The organism is Flintibacter faecis (genome assembly GCF_014287875.1).
Taxonomy (GTDB): domain Bacteria; phylum Bacillota; class Clostridia; order Oscillospirales; family Oscillospiraceae; genus Lawsonibacter; species Lawsonibacter faecis_A.
This window is the reverse complement of sequence record NZ_JACOPN010000006.1, coordinates 104,333-125,852: the sequence shown is the minus strand read 5'-3', so window position 1 is coordinate 125,852 and position 21,520 is coordinate 104,333. Positions and strand designations below refer to the sequence as shown.

At 56.6% G+C, this 21,520-nt stretch carries 19 protein-coding genes; 11 read left to right on the top strand and 8 right to left on the bottom strand.

Annotated features, from left to right (window positions below):
* Nucleotides 1–78 precede the first annotated feature (78 nt).
* Nucleotides 79–522: a hypothetical protein gene (locus H8S55_RS09645; RefSeq protein WP_186878797.1), complete on the bottom strand. Its 444-nt coding sequence runs from the start codon at nt 520–522 to the stop codon at nt 79–81.
* Between the two features lie 52 nt (nt 523–574).
* The gene (locus H8S55_RS09640; RefSeq protein ID WP_243200548.1) at nt 575–1,219 is read right to left on the bottom strand and encodes a Crp/Fnr family transcriptional regulator; all 645 of its coding nucleotides are present in this window, start codon (nt 1,217–1,219) and stop codon (nt 575–577) included.
* A 116-nt stretch (nt 1,220–1,335) separates the two neighbouring features.
* Here H8S55_RS09640 and leuC point away from each other — a divergent pair, with 116 nt between their 5' ends.
* The 7 genes from leuC (at nt 1,336) to H8S55_RS09605 (ending at nt 11,372) form a co-directional block, all read left to right on the top strand.
* Nucleotides 1,336–2,595, top strand: coding sequence for a 3-isopropylmalate dehydratase large subunit (leuC, locus tag H8S55_RS09635; protein ID WP_147563193.1), 1,260 nt, complete (start codon nt 1,336–1,338; stop codon nt 2,593–2,595).
* Nucleotides 2,596–2,645: 50 nt separating this feature from the next.
* Nucleotides 2,646–3,131: a 3-isopropylmalate dehydratase small subunit gene (locus tag H8S55_RS09630; protein ID WP_147563192.1), complete on the top strand. Its 486-nt coding sequence runs from the start codon at nt 2,646–2,648 to the stop codon at nt 3,129–3,131.
* Nucleotides 3,128–4,204: a 3-isopropylmalate dehydrogenase gene (gene leuB, locus H8S55_RS09625; protein WP_186878796.1), complete on the top strand. Its 1,077-nt coding sequence runs from the start codon at nt 3,128–3,130 to the stop codon at nt 4,202–4,204. Before H8S55_RS09630 ends, leuB begins: the two co-directional genes overlap by 4 nt.
* Nucleotides 4,205–4,637: 433 nt before the next feature.
* Nucleotides 4,638–5,837, top strand: coding sequence for a pyridoxal phosphate-dependent aminotransferase (locus H8S55_RS09620; protein ID WP_186878795.1), 1,200 nt, complete (start codon nt 4,638–4,640; stop codon nt 5,835–5,837).
* Nucleotides 5,838–6,064: 227 nt separating this feature from the next.
* A complete protein-coding gene (purB, locus tag H8S55_RS09615) occupies nt 6,065–7,501 on the top strand; it encodes an adenylosuccinate lyase (protein WP_186878794.1) in 1,437 nt (478 codons plus the stop codon).
* A 75-nt stretch (nt 7,502–7,576) separates the two neighbouring features.
* Nucleotides 7,577–8,851 (top strand): AI-2E family transporter, encoded by a 1,275-nt coding sequence (locus H8S55_RS09610; protein ID WP_186878793.1) that lies wholly within the window; start codon nt 7,577–7,579, stop codon nt 8,849–8,851.
* A 256-nt stretch (nt 8,852–9,107) separates the two neighbouring features.
* Nucleotides 9,108–11,372, top strand: coding sequence for a hypothetical protein (locus tag H8S55_RS09605; protein ID WP_186878867.1), 2,265 nt, complete (start codon nt 9,108–9,110; stop codon nt 11,370–11,372).
* A 69-nt stretch (nt 11,373–11,441) separates the two neighbouring features.
* On the opposite strand, the gene H8S55_RS09600 is transcribed toward H8S55_RS09605, so the two are convergent.
* Nucleotides 11,442–12,686 (bottom strand): 6-phosphofructokinase, encoded by a 1,245-nt coding sequence (locus H8S55_RS09600; protein WP_186878792.1) that lies wholly within the window; start codon nt 12,684–12,686, stop codon nt 11,442–11,444.
* 146 nt (nt 12,687–12,832) lie between these two features.
* Between H8S55_RS09600 and fba the strand changes: the two genes are divergently transcribed.
* Both fba and H8S55_RS09590 read left to right on the top strand, forming a co-directional pair.
* Entirely contained in the window at nt 12,833–13,801 is a 969-nt protein-coding gene (gene fba, locus H8S55_RS09595) for a class II fructose-1,6-bisphosphate aldolase (protein WP_186878791.1), read from the top strand.
* Between the two features lie 103 nt (nt 13,802–13,904).
* On the top strand, nt 13,905–14,432 hold the full coding sequence (locus H8S55_RS09590; RefSeq protein WP_186878790.1) for an amidase domain-containing protein: 528 nt from the start codon (nt 13,905–13,907) through the stop codon (nt 14,430–14,432).
* 52 nt (nt 14,433–14,484) lie between these two features.
* Here H8S55_RS09590 and H8S55_RS09585 read toward each other — a convergent pair whose 3' ends face one another.
* The gene (locus H8S55_RS09585; protein WP_186878789.1) at nt 14,485–14,877 is read right to left on the bottom strand and encodes a thioesterase family protein; all 393 of its coding nucleotides are present in this window, start codon (nt 14,875–14,877) and stop codon (nt 14,485–14,487) included.
* Nucleotides 14,878–15,120: 243 nt separating this feature from the next.
* Nucleotides 15,121–15,522 (bottom strand): PaaI family thioesterase, encoded by a 402-nt coding sequence (locus H8S55_RS09580; protein ID WP_186878788.1) that lies wholly within the window; start codon nt 15,520–15,522, stop codon nt 15,121–15,123.
* Nucleotides 15,523–15,661: 139 nt separating this feature from the next.
* Here H8S55_RS09580 and H8S55_RS09575 point away from each other — a divergent pair, with 139 nt between their 5' ends.
* Complete coding sequence (locus tag H8S55_RS09575; protein ID WP_186878787.1) at nt 15,662–16,507, top strand: magnesium transporter CorA family protein; 846 nt, start codon at nt 15,662–15,664, stop codon at nt 16,505–16,507.
* Here H8S55_RS09575 and H8S55_RS14180 read toward each other — a convergent pair.
* Nucleotides 16,440–16,823 (bottom strand): hypothetical protein, encoded by a 384-nt coding sequence (locus H8S55_RS14180; protein WP_366467807.1) that lies wholly within the window; start codon nt 16,821–16,823, stop codon nt 16,440–16,442. The two genes, H8S55_RS09575 and H8S55_RS14180, sit on opposite strands and share 68 nt — an antisense overlap.
* A 403-nt stretch (nt 16,824–17,226) precedes the next feature.
* Nucleotides 17,227–18,783: an S-layer homology domain-containing protein gene (locus H8S55_RS09565; RefSeq protein ID WP_186878786.1), complete on the bottom strand. Its 1,557-nt coding sequence runs from the start codon at nt 18,781–18,783 to the stop codon at nt 17,227–17,229.
* A 294-nt stretch (nt 18,784–19,077) separates the two neighbouring features.
* Here H8S55_RS09565 and H8S55_RS09560 point away from each other — a divergent pair, with 294 nt between their 5' ends.
* The gene (locus tag H8S55_RS09560; protein ID WP_186878785.1) at nt 19,078–19,881 is read left to right on the top strand and encodes a tyrosine-type recombinase/integrase; all 804 of its coding nucleotides are present in this window, start codon (nt 19,078–19,080) and stop codon (nt 19,879–19,881) included.
* 257 nt (nt 19,882–20,138) lie between these two features.
* Here H8S55_RS09560 and H8S55_RS09555 read toward each other — a convergent pair whose 3' ends face one another.
* Nucleotides 20,139–21,422, bottom strand: coding sequence for an O-acetylhomoserine aminocarboxypropyltransferase/cysteine synthase family protein (locus H8S55_RS09555; protein ID WP_186878784.1), 1,284 nt, complete (start codon nt 21,420–21,422; stop codon nt 20,139–20,141).
* Nucleotides 21,423–21,520 lie beyond the last annotated feature (98 nt).

The following is a 21,520-nucleotide window of genomic DNA, read 5'->3' as shown; positions in this document are numbered from 1 at the left end:
AGCCCCATAAAAACGGTGAAGCGCCCCCGGCGGAACAGATTCGTTCCAGCCGGGGGCGCTTATCATAGCCTGTTCAGCTCATGGGATATAGTCCAGCTCCTGCAGGGTACAGGCGTAGTCAAAGTCCGTTCCGGTATCGTTGGATGCCTGGAAACGATAGGTGCCCTTGGACCAGGCGCTGCCGTCGGTGTCAATTTGGACGCTCTGGCCTACCGGGACAGAGAAGCTGTCACATCCGTTGACGGATACTGCTCCGCCCCAGCGATTGAGAAGGCCCTGCTTGTGTACGGTGATAAAGACATCCTCCAGGCCGTTGTTGGTGAAGCTGAGGGATACGGTTCCGTTGGAGTGGATGTCAAAGGGATTGGAGTCGCCGCGGTTGTTCTGACAGCTGACCGTGTACTCCAAGGGGGCGGCTGGGGAAGAACTGGCGGTGTTCTGACCGCCGCAGGCGGCGAAGCAGAGGAGACAGGCGAGGGCGGCGCTGAACGCAAGAGAGCGATGGAAACGTGTTCTTTTCATAAGGGCCTCCTTTTCATCAAGTCGTGTGTGTTTTAGTGCTGAGGCCGGAAGTTCACTCCTCCCGGCACAGCCCCTCCAGCCCCGGGCGGTTCAGGATCTGGATGCGGCGGTAGCCCAGTTCCACCAGGCCCCGGCGGGACAGGTCGTTTAAAATGCGGCTGACGGTGACGCGGCTGACGGAGACGGAATCGGCGATGTCGTCCTGACTGCACTGGAGACAGTCGTCCCCATCGGCCAGAGAGAGGAGATAGCGGGCCACCCGCCACTGGGCGGGGCGGAAGGCCATCTGATCCACCTGATGGGAGAGCAGACGCACGGTGCGGGCCAGATATTTCATCATGGCCAGGGCCAACTCCGGGTCCCGGCTGATGGCCTGGGTGACCAGCTCCCGGTCGATGGGTACCAGCTGGCAGGGAGTGAGGGACACGGCGGAGGACACCCGGGGCAGCTCGTCCAAAAAAGATGCCTCGCCGAACAGGCTGCCCGCCCGGTAGATGTTCAGCACCCGCTCGCCTCCGGTCTCCGACTGGATGAAGCTCTTTACCCGGCCCTCCTTTAAATAATAGAAGCAGGTGGCCTCCGTCCCCTGGAGGTAGATAAGAAAGCCGGGGGAGCAGCGGATGGCCGCCCGGCTCTGGGCAAAGGGCTCCCAGATGTGGGCGGGCAGGTCCATCTCGCCCAAGGTCTGTCGGTCCATAGAAAAGCCTCCCAAAGAATTTTCTTCAATTATAACATGCTTTACATTTTTTTGGCAAGCACCCTGTCATACTATAGGGCAGTTACAAAGCAATGCGCACTGAGGAGGAGTTTTCAATGGGAATGACCATGACGCAGAAGATCCTGGCCAAGGCCGCCGGGCTGAACCGGGTGGAGGCCGGACAGCTCATCGAGGCCAAGCTGGACATGGTGCTGGGCAACGACATCACCACCCCCGTCGCCATCACCGAGTTTGAGAAGGCCGGCTTTACCCAGGTGTTTGATCGGGATAAGATCTCCATCGTTCTGGACCACTACACCCCCTGCAAGGATATCAAGTCCGCCGAGCTGTGCCTGAAGGCCCGGAACTTTGCCCACAAGCACAACATCACCAACTTCTTCGACGTGGGCCACATGGGCGTGGAGCACGCCCTGCTGCCCGAGAAGGGCCTTTGCGCCCCCGGCGAGGTCATCGTGGGTGCCGACTCCCACACCTGTACCTATGGTGCCCTGGGTGCGTTCTCCACCGGCGTGGGCTCCACCGACATGGCCGCCGGCATGGCCACCGGTCTGCTGTGGTTCAAGGTGCCCTCCGCCATCAAAGTGACCCTGAAGGGCAAGCTGCAGCCCCATGTGTCCGGCAAGGACGTGATCCTGCACCTCATCGGGGCCATCGGCGTGGACGGGGCCCTGTACAAGTCCCTGGAGTTTGCCGGGGAGGGGGTCGCCTCCCTGTCCATGGACGACCGGTTCACCATCGCCAACATGGCCATTGAGGCCGGCGGCAAGAACGGCATCTTCCCCGTGGACGAGAAGACCATGGAGTATATCAATGGCCGGGTGAACCGCCCCTGCGAGGCCTTTGCCGCCGACCCCGACGCTGTGTATGACAGCGAGGTGGTCATCGACCTGAACACCCTGGAGCCAACCGTGGCCATGCCCCACCTGCCCGAGAATACGAAAGTGGTCAGCGAGGTGGCCGGGCTGCCCATCAACCAGGTGGTCATCGGCTCCTGCACCAATGGCCGCATCAGCGACCTGCGGGCCGCCGCCGCCGTGATGAAGGGCAAAAAGGTGGCTGATAACGTGCGCTGCATCGTCATCCCCGCCACCCAGGACATCGTGCTCCAGGCCATGGCCGAGGGGCTGATCCAGACCTTTATCCAGGCCGGCGCCGCCGTGTCCACCCCCACCTGCGGCCCCTGCCTGGGCGGCCACATGGGCGTGATGGCCGAGGGGGAGCGCACCGTCTCCACCACCAACCGGAACTTTGTGGGCCGCATGGGCCATGTGACCTCCGAGGTCATCCTGGCCAGCCCCGACGTGGCCGCCGCCTCCGCCATCGCCGGCTGCGTGGCCGACCCCCGGAAGCTGTGATTTGATTTGGCCCGTTGGACCGGAGACATAGGAAAGGACTGAAACTTTATATGAAGGTTTATAAATATGGGGCCAATGTTGACACCGATGTCATCATTCCCGCCCGTCATCTCAACGATCCCTCCCCGGCGGCCCTGGCCTCCCACTGCATGGAGGACATCGACCCCGACTTCGCCTCCACCGTGGAGGAGGGGGACATCATCGTGGCCGGCCCCAACTTCGGCTGCGGTTCCAGCCGGGAGCACGCCCCTCTGGCCATCAAGTCCTGCGGCGTGAAGTGCGTCATCGCCCCCTCCTTCGCCCGCATCTTCTACCGCAACTCCATCAACATCGGCTTTCCCATCGTGGAGTGCCCCCAGGCCGCCGAAGAGATTCAGGCCGGGGACCAGGTGGACGTGGACTTTGACAGCGGCGTGATCACCGACAAGACCACCGGCAAGACCTATCAGGCCGCCCCCTTCCCCGCCTTTATCAACGGCATCATCCAGAGCGGCGGCCTACTGAATTCGTTGAAAGCGAGAGGTGTGGCAAAATGAACTATAAGATCGCGCTGATCCGGGGCGACGGCATCGGCCCCGAGGTGGTGGGCGAGGCGGTCAAGGTCATGGAGACCGTGGGTGCCAAGTTCGGCCACAGCTTTGAATTTACAGACGTGATGATGGGCGGCTGTGCCATCGACGCGGTGGGCAAGTCCTATCCCGACGGCACGGCGGAGAAGTGCAGGGCCTGCGATGCGGTGCTGCTGGGCGCGGTGGGCGGTCCCAAGTGGGGCCACTCCAGCGACCCTGACCAGCGGCCCGAGACCGCCCTGCTGTCCATCCGCAAGGACTTGGGCCTGTACGCGAACCTGCGCCCCGCCGCCCTGCGCCCCGCCATGGCCGGGGCCTGCCCCCTGAAGAAAGAGACCGCCGAGAAGGGCATCGACCTGATGATCGTCCGGGAGCTCACCGGCGGCGTGTACTTCGGCAAGCGGGAGCGGTATGAGACCGCCGACCGGGGCATTGAGGCCGCCGACCGCATGGCCTATTCCGAGATGGAGATCGAGCGCATTGGCCGCCGTGCCTTTGAGCTGGCCCGGATGCGCGGCAAAAAGGTCGCCAGCGTGGACAAGGCCAACGTGCTGGAGTCCTCCCGCCTGTGGCGGGAGGTGATGCACCGCCTGGCCAAGGAGTATTCTGACGTGGCCTATGAGGATGTGCTGGTGGACAACGCCGCCATGCAGCTGGTCCGGGACCCCGGCCAGTTCGATGTGGTGGTCACCGAGAACATGTTCGGCGACATCCTGTCTGACGAGGCATCTATGATCACCGGCTCCATCGGCCTGCTGCCCTCCGCCTCCATCGGCGACACCGCCCCCGGCCTGTATGAGCCCATCCATGGCTCTGCCCCCGACATCGCCGGCCAGGACAAGGCCAACCCCGTGGCCACCATCCTGTCTGTGGCCATGATGTTCCGCTATTCCTTCCAGCTGCCCCGGGAGGCCAAGGCCATTGAGGACGCGGTGGATGCCGTGCTCAACGAGGGCTGGCGCACCGCTGACATCGCCGCCCCCGGCCAGCAGGTCATCGGCACCCAGAGGATGGGCCAGCTCATCCGGGAGAAAATTTGACCCCATACAACTTGCAAAAATCTTCTTTTCCCTTTTATAACAAGGTGCGGACCGAGGCAGAATGCCCCCGGTCCGCACCTTGTTTTTTCAGCATCTGTCTCAAAATCAGGCCGGATTTTTTCAGCGGAAAAATCTCACAAAACCTTGGGAGAGCGTAGCAGGGGGGTGTCATCGTGAAAAATGACGAATTCTGAAACCTCTTCGGCTGCAAAATTCATTTTTGCCATAAGAATGAAAAAACCCATTGCATTTTTGCAAGTCCGTGGGTATAATATCCCATGCAAACGATCCCTGAGAGGAAATGAAACCGTCCGGGTTTTCCCGAAAACGGGCCGCTGAGGAGAAGGCCCGATGCCGGGACTGGATGCCTTTCAGGAGTGAGATAGGAGCAGAGACCGGGAGAAGCCGGCTCGCCCGACGGGAGGAATCTTTTATGAAATCTTTGTCTGAGTTCGCACTTGCCATCCAGCCCTCCAGCACCATGGCCATTGATGCCATGTTCAAGCAGATGAAGGCGGAGGGCCAGGATGTCATCGGCTTCGGCGCGGGCGAGCCCGATTTCCCCACCCCCGACCACATTAAGGAGGCCGGTATCCAGGCCATTCAGAACAACGACACCCGCTATACCCCCAGTGTGGGCACCGTGGAGCTGCGCAAGGCCATCTGCCAGCGGCTGAAGGCCGACTGCGGGCTGGACTATGACTTCAAGGAGATCGCCGTATCCAACGGCGCGAAGACCTGCGTCTATGTGGCCCTGCGGGCTCTGGTCAACCCCGGGGACGAGGTGATCCTCCCCGCCCCCTATTGGGTCAGCTATATCGAGCTCATCCGCATGGTGGGCGGCGTGCCCGTGGTCATCGACACCACCGAGGCTGAGCAATTTAAGATCACCCCCGAGAAGCTCTCCGCCGCCATCACCCCCAAAACCAAGTGCATGATCCTGAACAACCCCTGCAACCCCACCGGCATGATGTACAGCCGCAAGGAGCTGGAGGCCATCGCCAAGGTGTGTGTGGACAACGACCTGTATGTCCTGTCCGATGAAATTTACTACAGCCTGACCTATGACAACGAGCAGTTCACCAGCCTGGCCGCCCTGGGGGAGGACATCAAGGCCCGCACTCTGCTCATCAACGGCGTGTCCAAGTCCTATGCCATGACCGGCTGGCGGATCGGCTATATCGCCGCCCCTGCCAACATCACCAAGGTCGTCGGCAACTATCTGGGCCACTGCACCGGCAGCCCCAGCGCCATCTCTCAGAAGGCCGCCCTGGCCGCCCTCACCGCCCCCCAGGACCAGGTGGAGACCATGCGCCAGGCCTTTGAGGAGCGCCGGGACTATATGGTCCGGCGCATGAACCAGATCGAGGGCATCAGCTGCATCAAGCCCGAGGGTGCCTTCTACGTGATGATGAACGTGGAGAAGGTCGTGGGTAAGGAGCTCTTTGGCCAGGTCATCCACTCTGACGACGACTTTGCCAGCCTGTTCCTGAAGTATGGCAAGGTGGCCGTGGTCCCCGGCGGCGGCTTCGGTGCCCCCAACTTCATCCGCTGGTCCTATGCCGCCTCCATGGACAACATCAAGGCCGGCCTGGACCGCCTGGAGATGTTCCTCCAGGGCAAGGCCGTGTAATTTAAACCGAATCTAAGCCGACAGCCGTTAAGGGAAAGCGCCGTGAGCAGCCCCCCTTAACGGCTGTGCTGTTTTCAGACTTATGAATTTTTCTGAAAACTTTTTGGAAACAGTGGTATTCGGAAAATAAATACGATATAATAGGAAAAACGAGCCCTTTTGCGCCGCGGCGCGGGGCGGACGCAGGGGAGAGCCCTGCGAAAATCGGACAAAAAGAGGTCGAGACTATGCCTACCAATACTTATGAGAGCCCCCTTTCCTCCCGCTATGCCAGCGACGAGATGCTGTATCTGTTCTCCCCGGACAAGAAATTTTCCACCTGGCGGCGGCTGTGGGTGGCTCTTGCCCGGGCAGAGATGGAGCTGGGTCTGCCCGTGACCCAGGAGCAGGTGGATGAGCTGGAGGCCCATCTCACCGACATCGACTATGCCAAGGCCGCCCAGTGGGAGAAAAAGCTGCGCCACGATGTGATGGCCCATGTCCACACCTATGGCGAGCTGTGTCCCAAGGCCATGCCCATCATCCACCTGGGGGCCACCAGCTGCTATGTGGGCGACAACACCGACGTGATCCTCATGCGGGAGGGCCTGGAGCTGGTGCGGCACAAGCTGGTGCGGGTCATCAACTGCCTGGCCAAATTCGCCCGGGCGTATAAGGCCATGCCAACTCTGGGCTTTACCCACTTCCAGGCTGCCCAGCTGGTCACCGTGGGCAAGCGGGCCACCCTGTGGATGAACGAGCTGCTCATGGACCTGCAGGAGGTGGACTACCGCATCTCCACCCTGAAGCTGCTGGGCTCCAAGGGCACCACCGGCACCCAGGCCTCCTTCCTGGAGCTGTTCGAGGGCGACCACGAGAAGGTGAAGGAGCTGGAGCGGAAGATCGCCAAGGAGATGGGCTTTGACAGCGTGGTCCCCGTCAGCGGCCAGACCTATTCCCGGAAGATGGATGCCAATGTGCTGTCCACCCTGTCCGGCATTGCCCAGTCCGCCAGCAAGTTCGCCACCGACATGCGCCTGCTGTGCCACCTGAAGGAGGTGGAGGAGCCCTTTGAGAAGAACCAGATCGGGTCCTCCGCCATGCCCTATAAGCGTAACCCCATGCGGTGCGAGCGCATCTGCTCCCTGGCCCGCTATGTGATGGTGGACGCGGCCAACCCCGCCATCACCACCGCCACCCAGTGGTTCGAGCGCACCCTGGACGACTCCGCCAATAAGCGCATCTCGATCCCCGAGGCCTTCCTGGCCGTGGATGCCATCCTGAACATCTATCAGAACGTGGCCTCCGGCCTGGTGGTCCACCCCAAGGTCATCGAGAAGCATGTGCTGGAGGAGCTGCCCTTCATGGCCAGCGAGAACATCATGATGGATGCGGTGAAGCGGGGTGGCAACCGCCAGGAGCTCCACGAGCGCATCCGGCTCCACTCCATCGAGGCGGGCAAGAACGTGAAGGACCTGGGTCTGCCCAACAACCTCATCGACCTCATCGCCGCCGACCCCGCCTTCGGCATGACCCGGGAGGAGCTTACCGCCCATCTGGAGCCCAGCCGCTATATCGGCCGCTGCCCCCAGCAGGTGGAGGAGTTCCTGGACGAGGAAGTGGCCCCTGTGCTGGCGCAGTACGCCGATGCCCTGGACGAACAGGCCACCGAGCTGAAAGTCTGAGCTGAATTTGAAAACAGGCCCCGTCCCGCTGAAAAGAAGCGGGGCGGGGCCGAATAAGAAAGGGGGGAGGCGGCCATGAATAAGCGCCACCAGTATGGACCCTACGTCGCGGTGGGCGTGACGGCCTTTGCGGTGATCGCGGCGGCGCTGCTGCTGTTTTTCACCTTGTTCCACCTGTCCGCCCTGCGGGCCTTTTTCGGCACCCTGGCCCACATCCTGCGGCCCATCTTTTTGGGCATGATCTTCGCCTTTTTGCTGCTGCCCATCCACCGGGGCATTTTCAGATTTCTCACCGCCATGACCCCAGAAAAGCGGCTGAAAAACAAGGGGGACGTGCAGTTTCTCAACGTGCTGGCCATTATTTTCAGCCTGCTGCTGGCGGTGTTCCTGCTGTATCTGCTGTTGGCCATGGCCCTGCCCCAGATCTATCTCAGCATCGTGGGCCTGGTGAACGCCTTCCCGGAGTATATCAACAGTGTGCAGGACTGGCTGCAGAAGTTTTTGGCAGATAACCCGGACATTCAGAACACGGTGATGTCGGTGTATGTCTCTGCTGCCGATTCCCTGGAGGAGTGGCTGAATGCGGATATCCTGCCCAATCTGGAGTCCGTCACCACCACGGTGCAGTGGCTGCGCCAGTCGGTGCTGCCCAACCTCACCGGGGTGATGTCCAGTGTGTCCGCCCTGGTGGTTTCCCTGGCCCTGCTGGTGAAGGACCTGCTCATCGCCCTGATCGTCACCTTTTATCTGCTCATCCGCAAGGATGTCTTTGCGGCCCAGTCCAAAAAGATTATCTACAGCGCCTTACCCACCCATGTGGGCGACCTGGTGGTGGAGGAGACCCGCAGCGCCTATCGCATCATGAGCGGCTTTATCAACGGCAAGCTGCTGGACTCCCTGGTCATCGGCATCATCGCCCTCGTGTGCTGCAACATACTCAGCTTTCCCTATCCCGCCCTGCTGGCCACCATCATCGGCGTGACCAACGTCATCCCCTTTTTCGGCCCCTTCATCGGGGCCATCCCCTGCGCCCTGCTGGTCTTTCTGGACAGCCCCATCAAGTGCCTGTATTTCGCCGTCTTTATCCTGGTGCTCCAGCAGTTTGACGGGAATATCCTGGGCCCCAAGATCCTGGGGGACTCCACGGGACTGGCCTCCTTCTGGGTGCTGTTCTCCATCCTGCTCTTCGGCGGCCTGTTCGGCTTTGCCGGCATGGTGCTGGGCGTGCCCGTGTTCGCCATGATCTACAGCATCCTCCGCCGCCTGGTCCTCTACGGACTGCGCCGCCGGGGCCTGCCCGAGGACACTGAGTGCTATATTGGTCCGACGGGGCCGATGGAGAAGCGTTGAGAGTAGAGAGTAGATTTGATAGACTGTAGTTACAAAAAGCTTGGAAGTCAAGATGACTTCTGAGCTTTTTGTGTTGTCAGGCAAAGTTATAGATGGTATTATAATAATTATAAAAATCGAGGCTGGCCAGCCTCATGGTTTATTCTATAAACCATGAGGCTGGCCAGCCTCATGGTTTATTCTATAAACCATGATAACCATCTTAAAGGCCTGCCACGAGAATTCTGAAACAGTAACTACCAAAGGCGGGCTTAGTATGGATAAATATATAATAGAAAGAGACGGTCAGCTTGACTTTTACAAAGCCTTTTTACCGCGCGTTAATCCACAACTAGACGTTGACGAAATCATAGCTGACAATAACGATGGTGTTGTCAACGGCAATCTGCTGGAATTTAAACTTCATGTTACAGATTTGAACACCGTACTTTTCCAGTGTATCAAGTACCTTTCTGCATTGCGAATTAAAGGAAAGCCGGTTCCTGCTAATATTCTGATTATTGACGTGAATAGCGCAACGGCTTGGCTATATCATTCTGAGCCGTATTTAACAGATATTGAGAAAGTATATTCCGGCGGAGCATCAAAAGACAACAGTGGTTTTGTAGGTGGAAATGCTGAAAAAGTTCTGTATTATAATGGCCCACTTGGCGCAGAGAGTTTGATTGCCCTGCTTAAAGAGAGTAATTTTACAAAAATCCATATTGATGAAAACTGCATTGTAGGGTGGGCGACTGCTTTTTATAAAAAGGTGCCAACTGCTCGAAAAGAAGATTTTCTTGGTGACGAGACGGGGAAACATAAGACGATTGGAGAAATCAGAAGACCCGTCCATTTTGCTGAATATATTTATCCTTATACGGGGCAGTCGAATGTTAAATTCAATTACCTGATGGATAAATTGAATGATACTTTGCAAAAGAAAAATCTTGGAGCTTTTTACACACATACATTGTATGCCGAAAAGTCACTTGAGTTGGTGCGTGCCGCCATCGCCCGTGTACCTGCTGGAAATGATTATATCATTTTGGATAGATGTGCAGGAACGGGGAACCTAGAAGCGGGGTTGACAGAGGAAGAACTTTCGCATTGCATCGTTTCCACAATAGAATACTATGAATATAAGGTGCTCCAAGAGCTGATTGGTGCAAAAGTTCGCCATATTATTCCTCCGATTGAGACGGCGGAAACATTCAATGCAGGACTGGTAAACGGTGCGGATGCACTCAGTCGGGAATATGTAGAGAATCCTGTTATCAAACAGTATATAGATAATCCCAAATGCACGGTGATTTTATTTGAAAATCCTCCATATGCTGAGGCACATGGTTCAGAAAAGAAGATGTCAGGGGCATGGAAACATACGTATCTTCACACAAAAATGAAATCAGAGCTAAAAGGTAGCGTATCTGATGACATAGGGAATGTGTTCATTTGGTCAGGATTTAAATTCTATCTACGGCAGCCTACAGATAGTTATGTTGTCTTTTCTCCAGTTAAGTATTGGAAGAGCCAGAATCTTGTAAACAAAAGATTCATTAAGGGTTACGGATTTAATCGAAGACATTTCCATACAGATATTGATGCATGTATTATGTGTGCATTATGGGCGAATACTGATGATATAGTAACTGATGAGGTTGTTATTCAAGGATTTGATATTGATACTAAGACGAACAGCATGGTCGAATACGGTGAATTACCAGTTAAGAAGATTTACTCATCGTATGCGCAAAGGTTTTATGATAAGCGTAAGTTTACCGATGATATAGTTGGAGTGGCATGCTATTCTGATGGGTTAGAAGAGCTTAAAAGAAAACTATCATTGCAGCCTGTATATAATAAAAATATAGTATGCTATCTTGCTCCTAAAGGGAACGGGTTTGACAAACCAGATTTAAATTGTACATTAACGACATGCGCATTCTACAATGCCCACGGTTTCTACGTGCGCATTGATAATTACATTGAAAAATTGCCTATGTTCTGTGCTTCACGCTACATTACCTATAACAAAGCATGGACGGAACGTGCCCGTATTATGAAGTCCGCAGATGGAGCAGACAGGTATTATGCTGATGTTGCGAATGGAAAACTGGCGCAATTCCTTTTGAAATGCCTTCTGTTTACCTGTCTGGAAATGCAGAATCATATGAGAACGTTTGCAGGAAGTGATGGACGGGTTTACCGAAATGAACTTTGCTTTGATGGGACAAACGGAGAAACGATTGCTTTGCGAGATATAAAAGGCCTTGCAATGAGCAACAAAGAAAAGAAACTTTTGAAACAATGGGAAACTGTCCTATGTTGTGCAAAACGGACAGAGAATTATAATCCAGCGTTAACCTACGGAGTTTATCAGATTTATGCAGAATTGGATACATCGCATGAGGAGGAAGGAACTACTGTTTGGGACAACGTAGAACTGCATACCGCATTAGCAGGCCTGAAAACGTTGGTAAAAGAGTATTATAATTCTGAAATTGTTCCTGTGCTTTTTGAGTATGAATATCTGAAATAAATAGAAAATGTGAAAAAGCACTACCCCGAGTTGATAAGAGGTAGTGCTTTTTATAATGCTTGGCTACTATTACATAGAGGTGGTCAGAACCTTCTTCAGGTGGGCGAAGCGGGGCAGGGCGCTCTTCTTCACGGCCTCGGTCTCGCCCTGGATGAGGGGCAGGACGTAGTCGATGAAGGGCTGCTCCACGCCGTTGCCCTCCTTGTTGATCCACTCACGGGGGACCTTCTTCTCGAAGTTGGCCACGATGTCCAGGGGCTCCAGGGCGATCTCGCAGTGATACTCGCCGTTGTCCCGGGTGCAGTGGAAGGCAACCATCTTGTCGGTGGTGCCGCTGACAGCGGCCTCCACAGCGGCGGAGCCGGCCAGCCAGGCCTCGTCCACGTCGGTCTTAGAGGCCAGGTGGGAGCCGCAGCGCTGGAGCAGGGACAGCTCGATGCCACGGACCTTGGCGCCGGTGGCCTGCTTCACGGTATCGGCCAGCATCACGGCCAGGCCGCCCAGCTGAGCGTGGCCGAAGCCGTCGGTAGCGGAGGTCTTGGCCTCGGACACGAAGGTGCCGTCGGCATAGTGGATGCCCTCGGACACGGCTACCATGCACTTGCCGGTCTTGCTATAGATGGCCTTCACATCGGCCAGGAATTTGTCCATATCAAAGTCGGTCTCGGGCAGATAGACCAGGTCGGGGCCGCAGCCGGTGAGGGAGGCCAGGGCGGCAGAGCCGGCCAGCCAGCCGGCGTGACGGCCCATGATCTCGATGATGGTGACCATGCCGGTGTCGTACACGTGGGCGTCCTGCCACACCTCGGCGCAGGAGGTGGCGATGTACTTGGCGGCGGAGGCGAAGCCGGGGCAGTGGTCGGTGCCGTTCAGGTCGTTGTCGATGGTCTTGGGCACGCCCATGATGCGGCACTCATAGCCCACCTTCTGCATGTACTTGGAGATCTTGTTGCAGGTGTCCATGGAGTCGTTGCCGCCGTTGTAGAAGAAGTAGCGCACGTTGTACTTCTGGAAGATCTCCAGGATGCGCTTATAATCGGTGTCGTCCTGATCGGGGTCGGCCAGCTTATAGCGGCAGGAGCCCAGGGCGGAGGAGGGGGTGAACTTCATCAGGTCCAGCTCGGCGGGGTCCTCCTGGCCCATGTCATACAGCTTGTCCTCCAAAACGCCCTTGATGCCGTGGGCTGCGCCCAGTACCCGGGTGATGCAGTCGGCCTTCAAGGCGGTCTGAATTACGCCCTGAGCGCTGGCGTTAATCACAGCGGTGGGGCCACCAGACTGGCCAATGATACAAGCTCCGGTCAATTTCTCCATGTTTGCGTCCTCCTTAAACGATATTGATAATTCTAAAATAGATTTAACTCGGAAATTCTCCTTTATTAAGATATCACAAACCCTTGTATTTAGCAATCGTTAATGGTACAATATGAATCGTAAAAACTTTGAAGGAGATGGTAATAATGCCATTGGTCACTACTACCGAAATGTTTAAGAAGGCATACGACGGCGGCTACGCCATCGGCGCGTTCAACGTCAACAACATGGAGATCGTCCAGGGCATCACCGAGGCCGCCAAGGAAGAGAAGGCACCTCTGATTCTCCAGGTCTCCAAGGGTGCCCGCGCCTATGCCAACCACACCTACCTGGTCAAGCTGGTGGAGGCCGCTGTGATCGAGTGCCCCGAGATCCCCATCGCCCTGCACCTGGATCACGGTCCTGACTTTGAGACCTGCAAGTCCTGCATCGACGGCGGCTTTACCTCCGTCATGATCGACGCCAGCTCCAAGCCCTTCGGGGAGAACATCGAGATCACCAAGAAGGTGGTGGAGTACGCCCACGACCACGGCGTGGTGGTCGAGGCCGAGCTGGGTACCCTGGCCGGCGTGGAGGACGAGGTGAATGTCAAGGCCGAGGACTCCAGCTACACCCGCCCCGAAGAGGTGGAGGAGTTCGTCACCAAGACCGGCTGTGACTCTCTGGCCATCGCCATCGGCACCAGCCACGGTGCCTATAAGTTCACCCCCGCCCAGTGCACCCGCAACGAGCAGGGCATCCTGGTTCCCCCTCCCCTGCGCTTCGACGTGCTGGAGGAGGTCTCCAAGCGCCTGCCCGGCTTCCCCATCGTGCTCCACGGCTCCTCTTCCGTGCCCCAGAACTTCGTGAAGATGATCAACGAGAACGGCGGCAAGATGCCCGACGCCATCGGCATCCCCGAGGACGAGCTGCGCCACGCCGCCGAGCTGTCCGTGTGCAAGATCAACATTGACTCCGATCTGCGTCTGGCCATGACTGCCACCATCCGCGAGCACTTTGTGCAGCACCCCGGCGACTTCGATCCCCGTCAGTATCTGAAGCCCGCCCGTGCCGCCATCAAGGAGCTGGTGCGTCACAAGCTCATCGACGTGCTGGGCTGCGCCGGCAAGGCCTGATCCATTTTTCTTCAAGCAACATAAGAAATCACCCCGGTCTGCGGATCGGGGTGATTTTTTGTTCCTCTCCCGCATACCATCAGGGGAGAGGGGGGAGCGTAGTATGAAGCGGCTGACGGAGATACCCTATGACCGGGGGGCGGCGGTGCGGTATGCCCACACCTGGGCCTATTGCCGCAACCCGAGATATTTTAACTACGACGGCATCGGGGGAGACTGCACCAATTTCGCCTCCCAGTGCCTGTATGCGGGGACGGGGGTGATGAACTTCACGCCCATCTACGGCTGGTACTACTTAGATCCCAACGACAAGGCTCCGGCCTGGACGGGGGTGCCCTATTTCCGCAATTTCCTCGTCCGGACTGAGCCGTCCCCGGGGCCCTTTGCCCGGGAGGTGTCTCTGGAGGAGGTGGAGCCGGGGGATTTTATTCAACTGCGATTTGATAAGGAGCGCTTTACGCACACGCCCATCGTGGTGGAGGTGGGCAGCCCGGCTGCGCCGGACAACATTCTGGTGGCGGCCCACAGCGACGATACGGACTTTTGTCCTTTGGATCGCTATGACTGCCGAGCCCTGCGCTGCCTGCATGTTTTAGGGGCCTGGAAGCGGGAAGAAAATCAGGAGAAATGAAAAATATCCGGGGCCGCATTTTGCTGCGGTCCCGGATATTTTGGGGCTTGACTTACTGCTCCAGCTTGCGGGCGGCCTTGCCCAGGAAACGCTCGTCGGTGATGATGAAGCGCTCGTGGGTGCCCTCGCCGATGAGGCCCTTCTCGTCATAGGCGGCCACCTTGAACTCCAGGCGCTTGCCGTCCACGGCGGTGACCTCGCTCTCGGCCCAGACCTTCAGGCCCACGGGAGTGGCGGAGACGTGGGAGATGTTCAGCTTGGTGCCCACGGTGCTCTCCCCTTCGGCCAGACCGGGGGCCACGGCGGTCCAGGCGGCCTGCTCCATCAGGGCGCACATCCAGGGGGTGGCGAACACGGGCAGGGTGCCGGAGCCGGCGGAAATGGCGGTGTTCTGGTCGTTGACCACGGCCTCGGCCTTGGCCTTCATACCAACGGTGACAGACATGATAGTGTCCTCCTTGTAAAACGAAGTGGTGGGTATTAGGTTTTTTACGATGACGGAATCCCCCCGCCGCTTCGCGGCCCTCCCCCCTTTAACAAGGGGGGCTGTTTTTTGCTCCATTAGGCCCCCTTGTGAAAGGGGGCTGGCATCGCCGCAGGCGATGACTGAGGGATTCAGCGACATACACACACTGTATCTTACAACAATTCAGCCCAAAAATCCAGCGTCAAACTGCATCAAATCCGGTCAGGGGGTGATGCGGAACATGTCCACCACGCCGTCGATGAGCAGATCGCCTTTTTCGTCGGTGACGGTGACGTGGAAGATGGCCAGCTTGTGGCCCCGGCGTACCGTCTCGGCGGCGGCATAGAGCGTGCCGCTCTGCACGTTGTGGAGAAAGTTCATGTGGGCGCTCTGGGTGACATAGTCCGCCCCGTCGGTGCGGGAGACGATGCCCGCCACGCAGTCGGCCATGGCGTACAGCAGGCCGCCGTGGGCATAGCCGTTGCGGTTTTTGGACTCCGGGGCCAGCTCCACCTTCACCACGCAGTGGTCGGGGGAGACGGAGACGATGGAGATGTGGTTATATTCCATAAAGGGATTGCTTTTGGCATAGGCACGGAAATCTTCTTCAGTGACCAATTTCATGGGGAACGCTCCTTTTCTGCGTTTTCCCTAGTGTACCCCCATTTGCGGGAAAAGACAAGACAGAGAAAAGCGGGGGTGACATTTCCGGCGGAACGTGCTATAAAATAAAAGAGCAACCGAGAGAAAGGAGGACCCGGCTATGCAGAGGGTATTGTCCATGCAGCGCATGGGGGAGGCCGCGCCCCATATGGACCCCAAGACCCTGCAATATTTAAACGAGGGGCAGATCGAGAGCTTTGAGAGCTTTGAAGAATTCAGCCTGATCGCCTTTGACTGGTATGACGTACACAGCGATCGCACCCAGAATGAACAGATGCTGCTGTATCTGGATCGGGAGGATCTGTTTATCTTTTGCGAGGATCGGGCGGCGGAGGACAAGGCCAACGCCATTTTCCGCGAGGTGACGGCGGACGGGCCGCTGGACAACCAGCAGCTGCTGTACCGCTTTTTCGTGCGGCTCATCCGCGGGGACATGTCCCACCTGGAGCAGCTGGAGGCGGACATCAGCGAGGGGGAGACGGCCATCCTGTCCGGTACCCACCGGGAGGACATGGACCGCATCGTCCAGTGGCGGCGGGAGCTGCTGCGGCTGAAACGGTATTACGAGCAGCTGGACTCCATCTTCGACGAGCTGACCGCCAACGACAACGGCCTGCTGTCCCACGCCAGCGTCCGGCGCATGGCCATTCTGGGCGGGCGCATGGACCGGTATCTCAACGCCGTCCGGAACCTACAGGAGTCGGTGACCCAGCTGCGGGAGGCCTATCAGTCCCAGCTGTCCATCCAGCAGAACGAGCTGATGAAGCTGTTCACCGTGGTCACGGTGATCTTCCTGCCCCTGTCCCTGCTGGCGGGGTGGTATGGGATGAACTTTGTGGGGATGCCGGAGCTGGGCTGGCGCTATGGCTATCCGGCGGTCATCGTCCTGAGCGTGCTGATCGTGGCGTGGCTGCTGTGGTATTTCCGAAAAAACAAGTGGCTTTAAGCCGAAAAGATACGCCGTCGCTTGCAAAAGCGGCGGCGTCAGTCTGTCGAGGAACCCGGTCTGTACTCAGGAGCAGACTGGATCTCGAACATATATGAGCGAAAAAACAGCAAAGCGACTCGTGTCCATTCTTCATGGTCTGCGGGCGCTTGTAGGCTGTGGAAAGGACTCTGCCATCGCCGAACACTTTCTTGCAGATATGAGGCGTTTTGTATGCGGCATCGGCCACAACGGCCTCTACCTGTGGGAAATTTTCCGTTACTTTGTCGTAAACTTCGTCAAAGGCCACGCTGTCATGGACATTGCCGGGTGTCACGACTGTTTCCAGCACGAAACCATTCTTGTCGCAGGCGGTATGCGCCTCATAGGCGAACTATCGCTTATGCTCGCCCTTTACGAATAAGCCGCAGTCCGGGTCCGTTGCGCTTTTCGTTACGGTACGAAAGCCTTATCTATCAGAAAAAGCCCAGCTCCAGCCGGACTTTTTCGACAGACTGGAATGTCCAAGTTGGACATTCTTGATTTGCTGAACTGTGATAAAGATACGAGCTCATCTTTTCTTTCGAGTTTGTTCAGAACTGAGCAAGCTATCCTCCCGCAATCCGTGAATGCCCTTACAAGATGTTTGACTCATAACTTTTTGACCGTATTTGTTACAAAATTCGCAAAAAGAAAGGCCGTTGGCATTACGCCAGCGGCCTTTCTTTAAACCAACATAATTACTTTCTGGCAGATTCTGCTGCTTCAATTAGCGCTTTTGAAATTTGGACACCTGTACCATTATAGATAGAGTGATTATAACCATAGATTTTCTCATGTTCGCTCATGGACATATACTGAGGATATCCGTATTCCGCAGCCGTAGCGTCGACAATAACCCATTCGCCGTCTGCATAAGCCATATTCCACACATGAGGGCCGGTTGAAACATCCCCCGAAATCGTAAGGGTTGGTATGCCAGACACTCCAAGAATATTGCGAGTAGCAATAGCAAAATCATCACATACGCCTGCTGTGCCGCCATTTGTCCATGTGAAACCCTTACCGTTGGCATCGTAGCTAAATTTCTGAGTGATAAGGTCGACACAAATTTTGATTTTTTCCTTGTCACTCATATTTGGTGTAAACTTACTGGTAGCTTCGGTAACTGCGGCAGTAACCTTATCGCTCATTTTGTAAGCGTTAAAAACCTCGCAGTTATTTGCTGTTTCTGCAGAAAATTTTGAGCCATAAGCATTGATAGACCCAAGCGTTGAGGATACGGCGATTTCCTTCTTATCAAGAGCGTCTATGTTTTCGTTCTCACCATATACTGCGTAGTTGAAATTTGGATTGACTTGCCTGCTTGTGCTACTTTTAGCAATTTCTTCCGCATGGATAAGAGTATTAACTGCAGCATTGAAGGCGTCCTTGTCTGTAGCATTCTTCACAGCATCGCTCTGCTCTGACCAATAGTCATCAACGGGCTTGTGAGTTGCATAGGAAAGCGTTACAGGCTGAGAGCTTGTGGTGCCAACAACGCTGCTCTCACCATCTCCGCCAGGAGCACTCGGAGTCGGCGTCGGGGTAGGCTCAGTTGTTTCCGGCTTCGTTGTCGTGCCGTTGCCCCCCGCATTGAGGAATGCATCCTTCATGCGTCCATAGACTACAGCAGCCTGTGCTCTGTTCATATAGGAAGAACCAGCAAATGTCCCCTTTGAATCAACACCTGAAATGAGTCCCATAGCGAACACGGAAGCGACACTAATTTGATAAGAATTCGGGATACTCTTAAAGTCCGCAATCTTGTCAAATGTTGCTTCTGTTTCAGCAAGTCCAGGGCGTCCAGAAAATTCTTTTGCATCCATGATGTTCGTCATGATGGCCGCCATATCGTAGCGAGTGATAGGCGCATCCATCTTACCCTGCACGAAAGTCAGCAGATGCTGGTCCTCGGCGACCTTTTGTGCGGCAGCGTACCACTTTGCGTTAGAACCAACGACTTTCTTTGCCGCTTCGAGCTCGTCGTTAAAGAACGCTCTGGTCATGATAGTAACGAACTGTGCCTCCGTCAAGGTTCCGCTGGGAGAGAACACACCCGTGTAGTTCGCTGCGTTGCCTGCCGTGCCGGCAATAACGCCATCAGAATAGGCTCTCTCAATCTGAGTATAAGCCCAGTGGGATGTGGGGACATCCGTGAAATGCGGCTGCGTAGTGGGAGCCGCAGCAAAGGTTGGGACGGAAAGAGATAAAAGCAAAGTCAGCGACAAGATCAATGATATCATTCGTTTTTTCATGGCCGATTCCTCCATAGATTTCAGATTAATACCATTATATCATATAGTGTCGACAGTGGGTATCTTTCTTGCAAATTTTAGCATATTTTTCTGCGAATAGCTTGAACCTCATATGAAAAGGCCGGGATAACGCTAATCCGCGTCACGCCGTCGCTTGCAAAAGCGGCGGCGTTTTTGTGCCTCGACAGGGCTGGACGGTGCCGATAATTTGCCTTATACGAAGGGCGCAAAACGCAAAGGCAAATTGGGGAAAAAGGAACATCGTATAATGACGGGGAAAGGAGGTCTTTCATCATGACAGAACAGTACGAAAGACATTTACGGGAGAAGCATCTCTCGGAGAACACCATCACGGCCTATCTCTTCGCCCTGCGGCAGTTCCGCCAGCGCTATGGGGCGGTGACCCAGACCAACCTGTGCCGGTATAAGAGCTGGCTGATGGAGCGCTATAAGCCCCAGACGGTGAACCTGCGGCTCCAGGCCATCAACTGCTATCTGGAGAGCGTGGGCCGGGAGAAGTGGCGGCTGCCCTTTGTGCGGGTGCAGCAGAAGGCTTTTTTGGAAAACGTCATCAGCGAGGCAGATTATGAGTATTTTAAGACCCGCTTAAAGGAGGATGATGAGCTCTTCTGGTATTTTGTGGTCCGGTTCCTGGCGGCCACCGGGGCCCGCATCAGCGAGCTGCTTCAGCTGAAGGCCGAGCACATCCGCCTGGGCTATTTGGACCTGTACACCAAGGGGGGCAAGCTGCGGCGCATCTATATCCCCCAGGCTCTTCAGCAGGAGGCGGGCAAGTGGCTGGCCGGACAAAAAATGACCAGCGGCTTTGTCTTTCTCAACCGGCAAGGCCAGCGTATCACCGCCCGTGGGGTGTCCGCCCAACTGAAAAAACTGGCGGTGCGCTATGGAATCGACCCGGATGTGGTCTATCCTCACTCCTTTCGCCATCGGTTTGCCAAGAGCTTTTTGGACCGCTGCGGGGACATCGCCTTTCTGGCCGACCTGATGGGTCACGAGAGCATCGAGACCACCCGCATCTATCTGCGCAAGACGGCCACGGAGCAGCGGGCCATTGTGGACCGGGTGGTAGATTGGTGAGGAAAAGTGCTATTTTTCTGCCTATGAGGATTTTTTTCAACTTTGTACATATAAGGCAAATTATCGGCCCTTGTTCTACCATATTATAGAAGAAACTGACAAATAATGCAAAACAATTCGTTCGACAGGAAACGACAAAACACGCAAAAAAGCCATCCGGGAGGAGAGCGGGTGCTCTCCTCCCGGATGACTTTAGAAGAGGGAGAAAGAAGAAAGAAAAGGTAAGATAGGGGTACCGAGCCGCTGATTGACTGCGATCACTTGGCGGCGGCGAAGCCCTGCTCCAGATCGGCCAGGATGTCGTCGATGTGCTCGGTGCCGATGGACAGGCGGATGGTGGCGGGGGTGATGTCCTGGTCAGCCAGCTCCTGGGCGGACAGCTGGGAGTGGGTGGTGGTGGCGGGGTGGATGACCAGGGACTTCACGTCGGCCACGTTGGCCAGCAGGGAGAAGATCTTCAGGTTGTCGATGAAGCGGAAGGCCTCCTCCTGGCCGCCCTTGATCTCGAAGGTGAAGATGCTGGCGCCGCCGTTGGGGAAGTACTTCTCATACAGGGCGTGATCGGGGTGGTCGGGCAGGGAGGGGTGGTTCACGTGGGGCACCTGGGGGTGGTTGGCCAGGAACTCCACCACCTTCTTGGTGTTTTCTGCGTGGCGGTCCAGACGCAGGGACAGGGTCTCCACGCCCTGGAGCAGCAGGAAAGCATTGAAGGGAGAGATGCAGGCACCGGTGTCTCGCAGCAGGATGGCCCGGATGTAGGTGACAAAGGCGGCGGGGCCCACGGCATCCACAAAGGATACGCCGTGATAGCTGGGGTTGGGGTCTGCGATGGCGGGATACTTGCCGCTGGCCTTCCAATCGAACTTGCCGGAATCCACGATCACGCCGCCCAGGGAGGTGCCGTGGCCGCCGATGAATTTGGTGGCGGAGTGGACCACAATGTCCGCACCGTGCTCAATGGGCCGGATGAGATAGGGGGTGCCGAAGGTGTTGTCGATGACCAGAGGCAGGCCGTGCTTGTGGGCGATGGCGGCGATGGCATCAATGTCGGGGATGTCGCTGTTGGGGTTGCCCAGGGTCTCCAGATAGAAGGCACGGGTGTTGTCCTGAATGGCGTTCTCCACCTCGGCCAGGTCGTGGGCGTTTACAAAGGTGGTGGACACGCCGAAATGGGGCAGGGTGTGCTCCAACAGGTTATAGCTGCCGCCGTAGATGGTCTTTTGGGCCACGATGTGACCGCCGTCGGCGGCCAGGGCCTGGATGGCATAGGTGATGGCGGCGGCACCGGAGGCCACGGCCAGAGCGGCCACGCCGCCCTCCAGAGCCGCAATGCGCTTTTCAAACACGTCCTGAGTGGAGTTGGTCAGGCGGCCATAGATGTTGCCTGCGTCGGCCAGACCGAACCGGGCGGCGGCATGGGCGGAGTTATGGAACACATAAGAGGTGGTCTGATAGATGGGGACGGCGCGGGAGTCGGTGGCGGGGTCGGCCTGCTCCTGACCGACGTGGAGCTGCAGGGTCTCGAACTTATATTGACGCATGGAGAAACACCTCATTCAGATTTTTTGATTCTGATCTCGAAAAGGAAAGAACGATGCGAGAAACGGTCCGGCGGCACCGGACACATTTTATGACACAA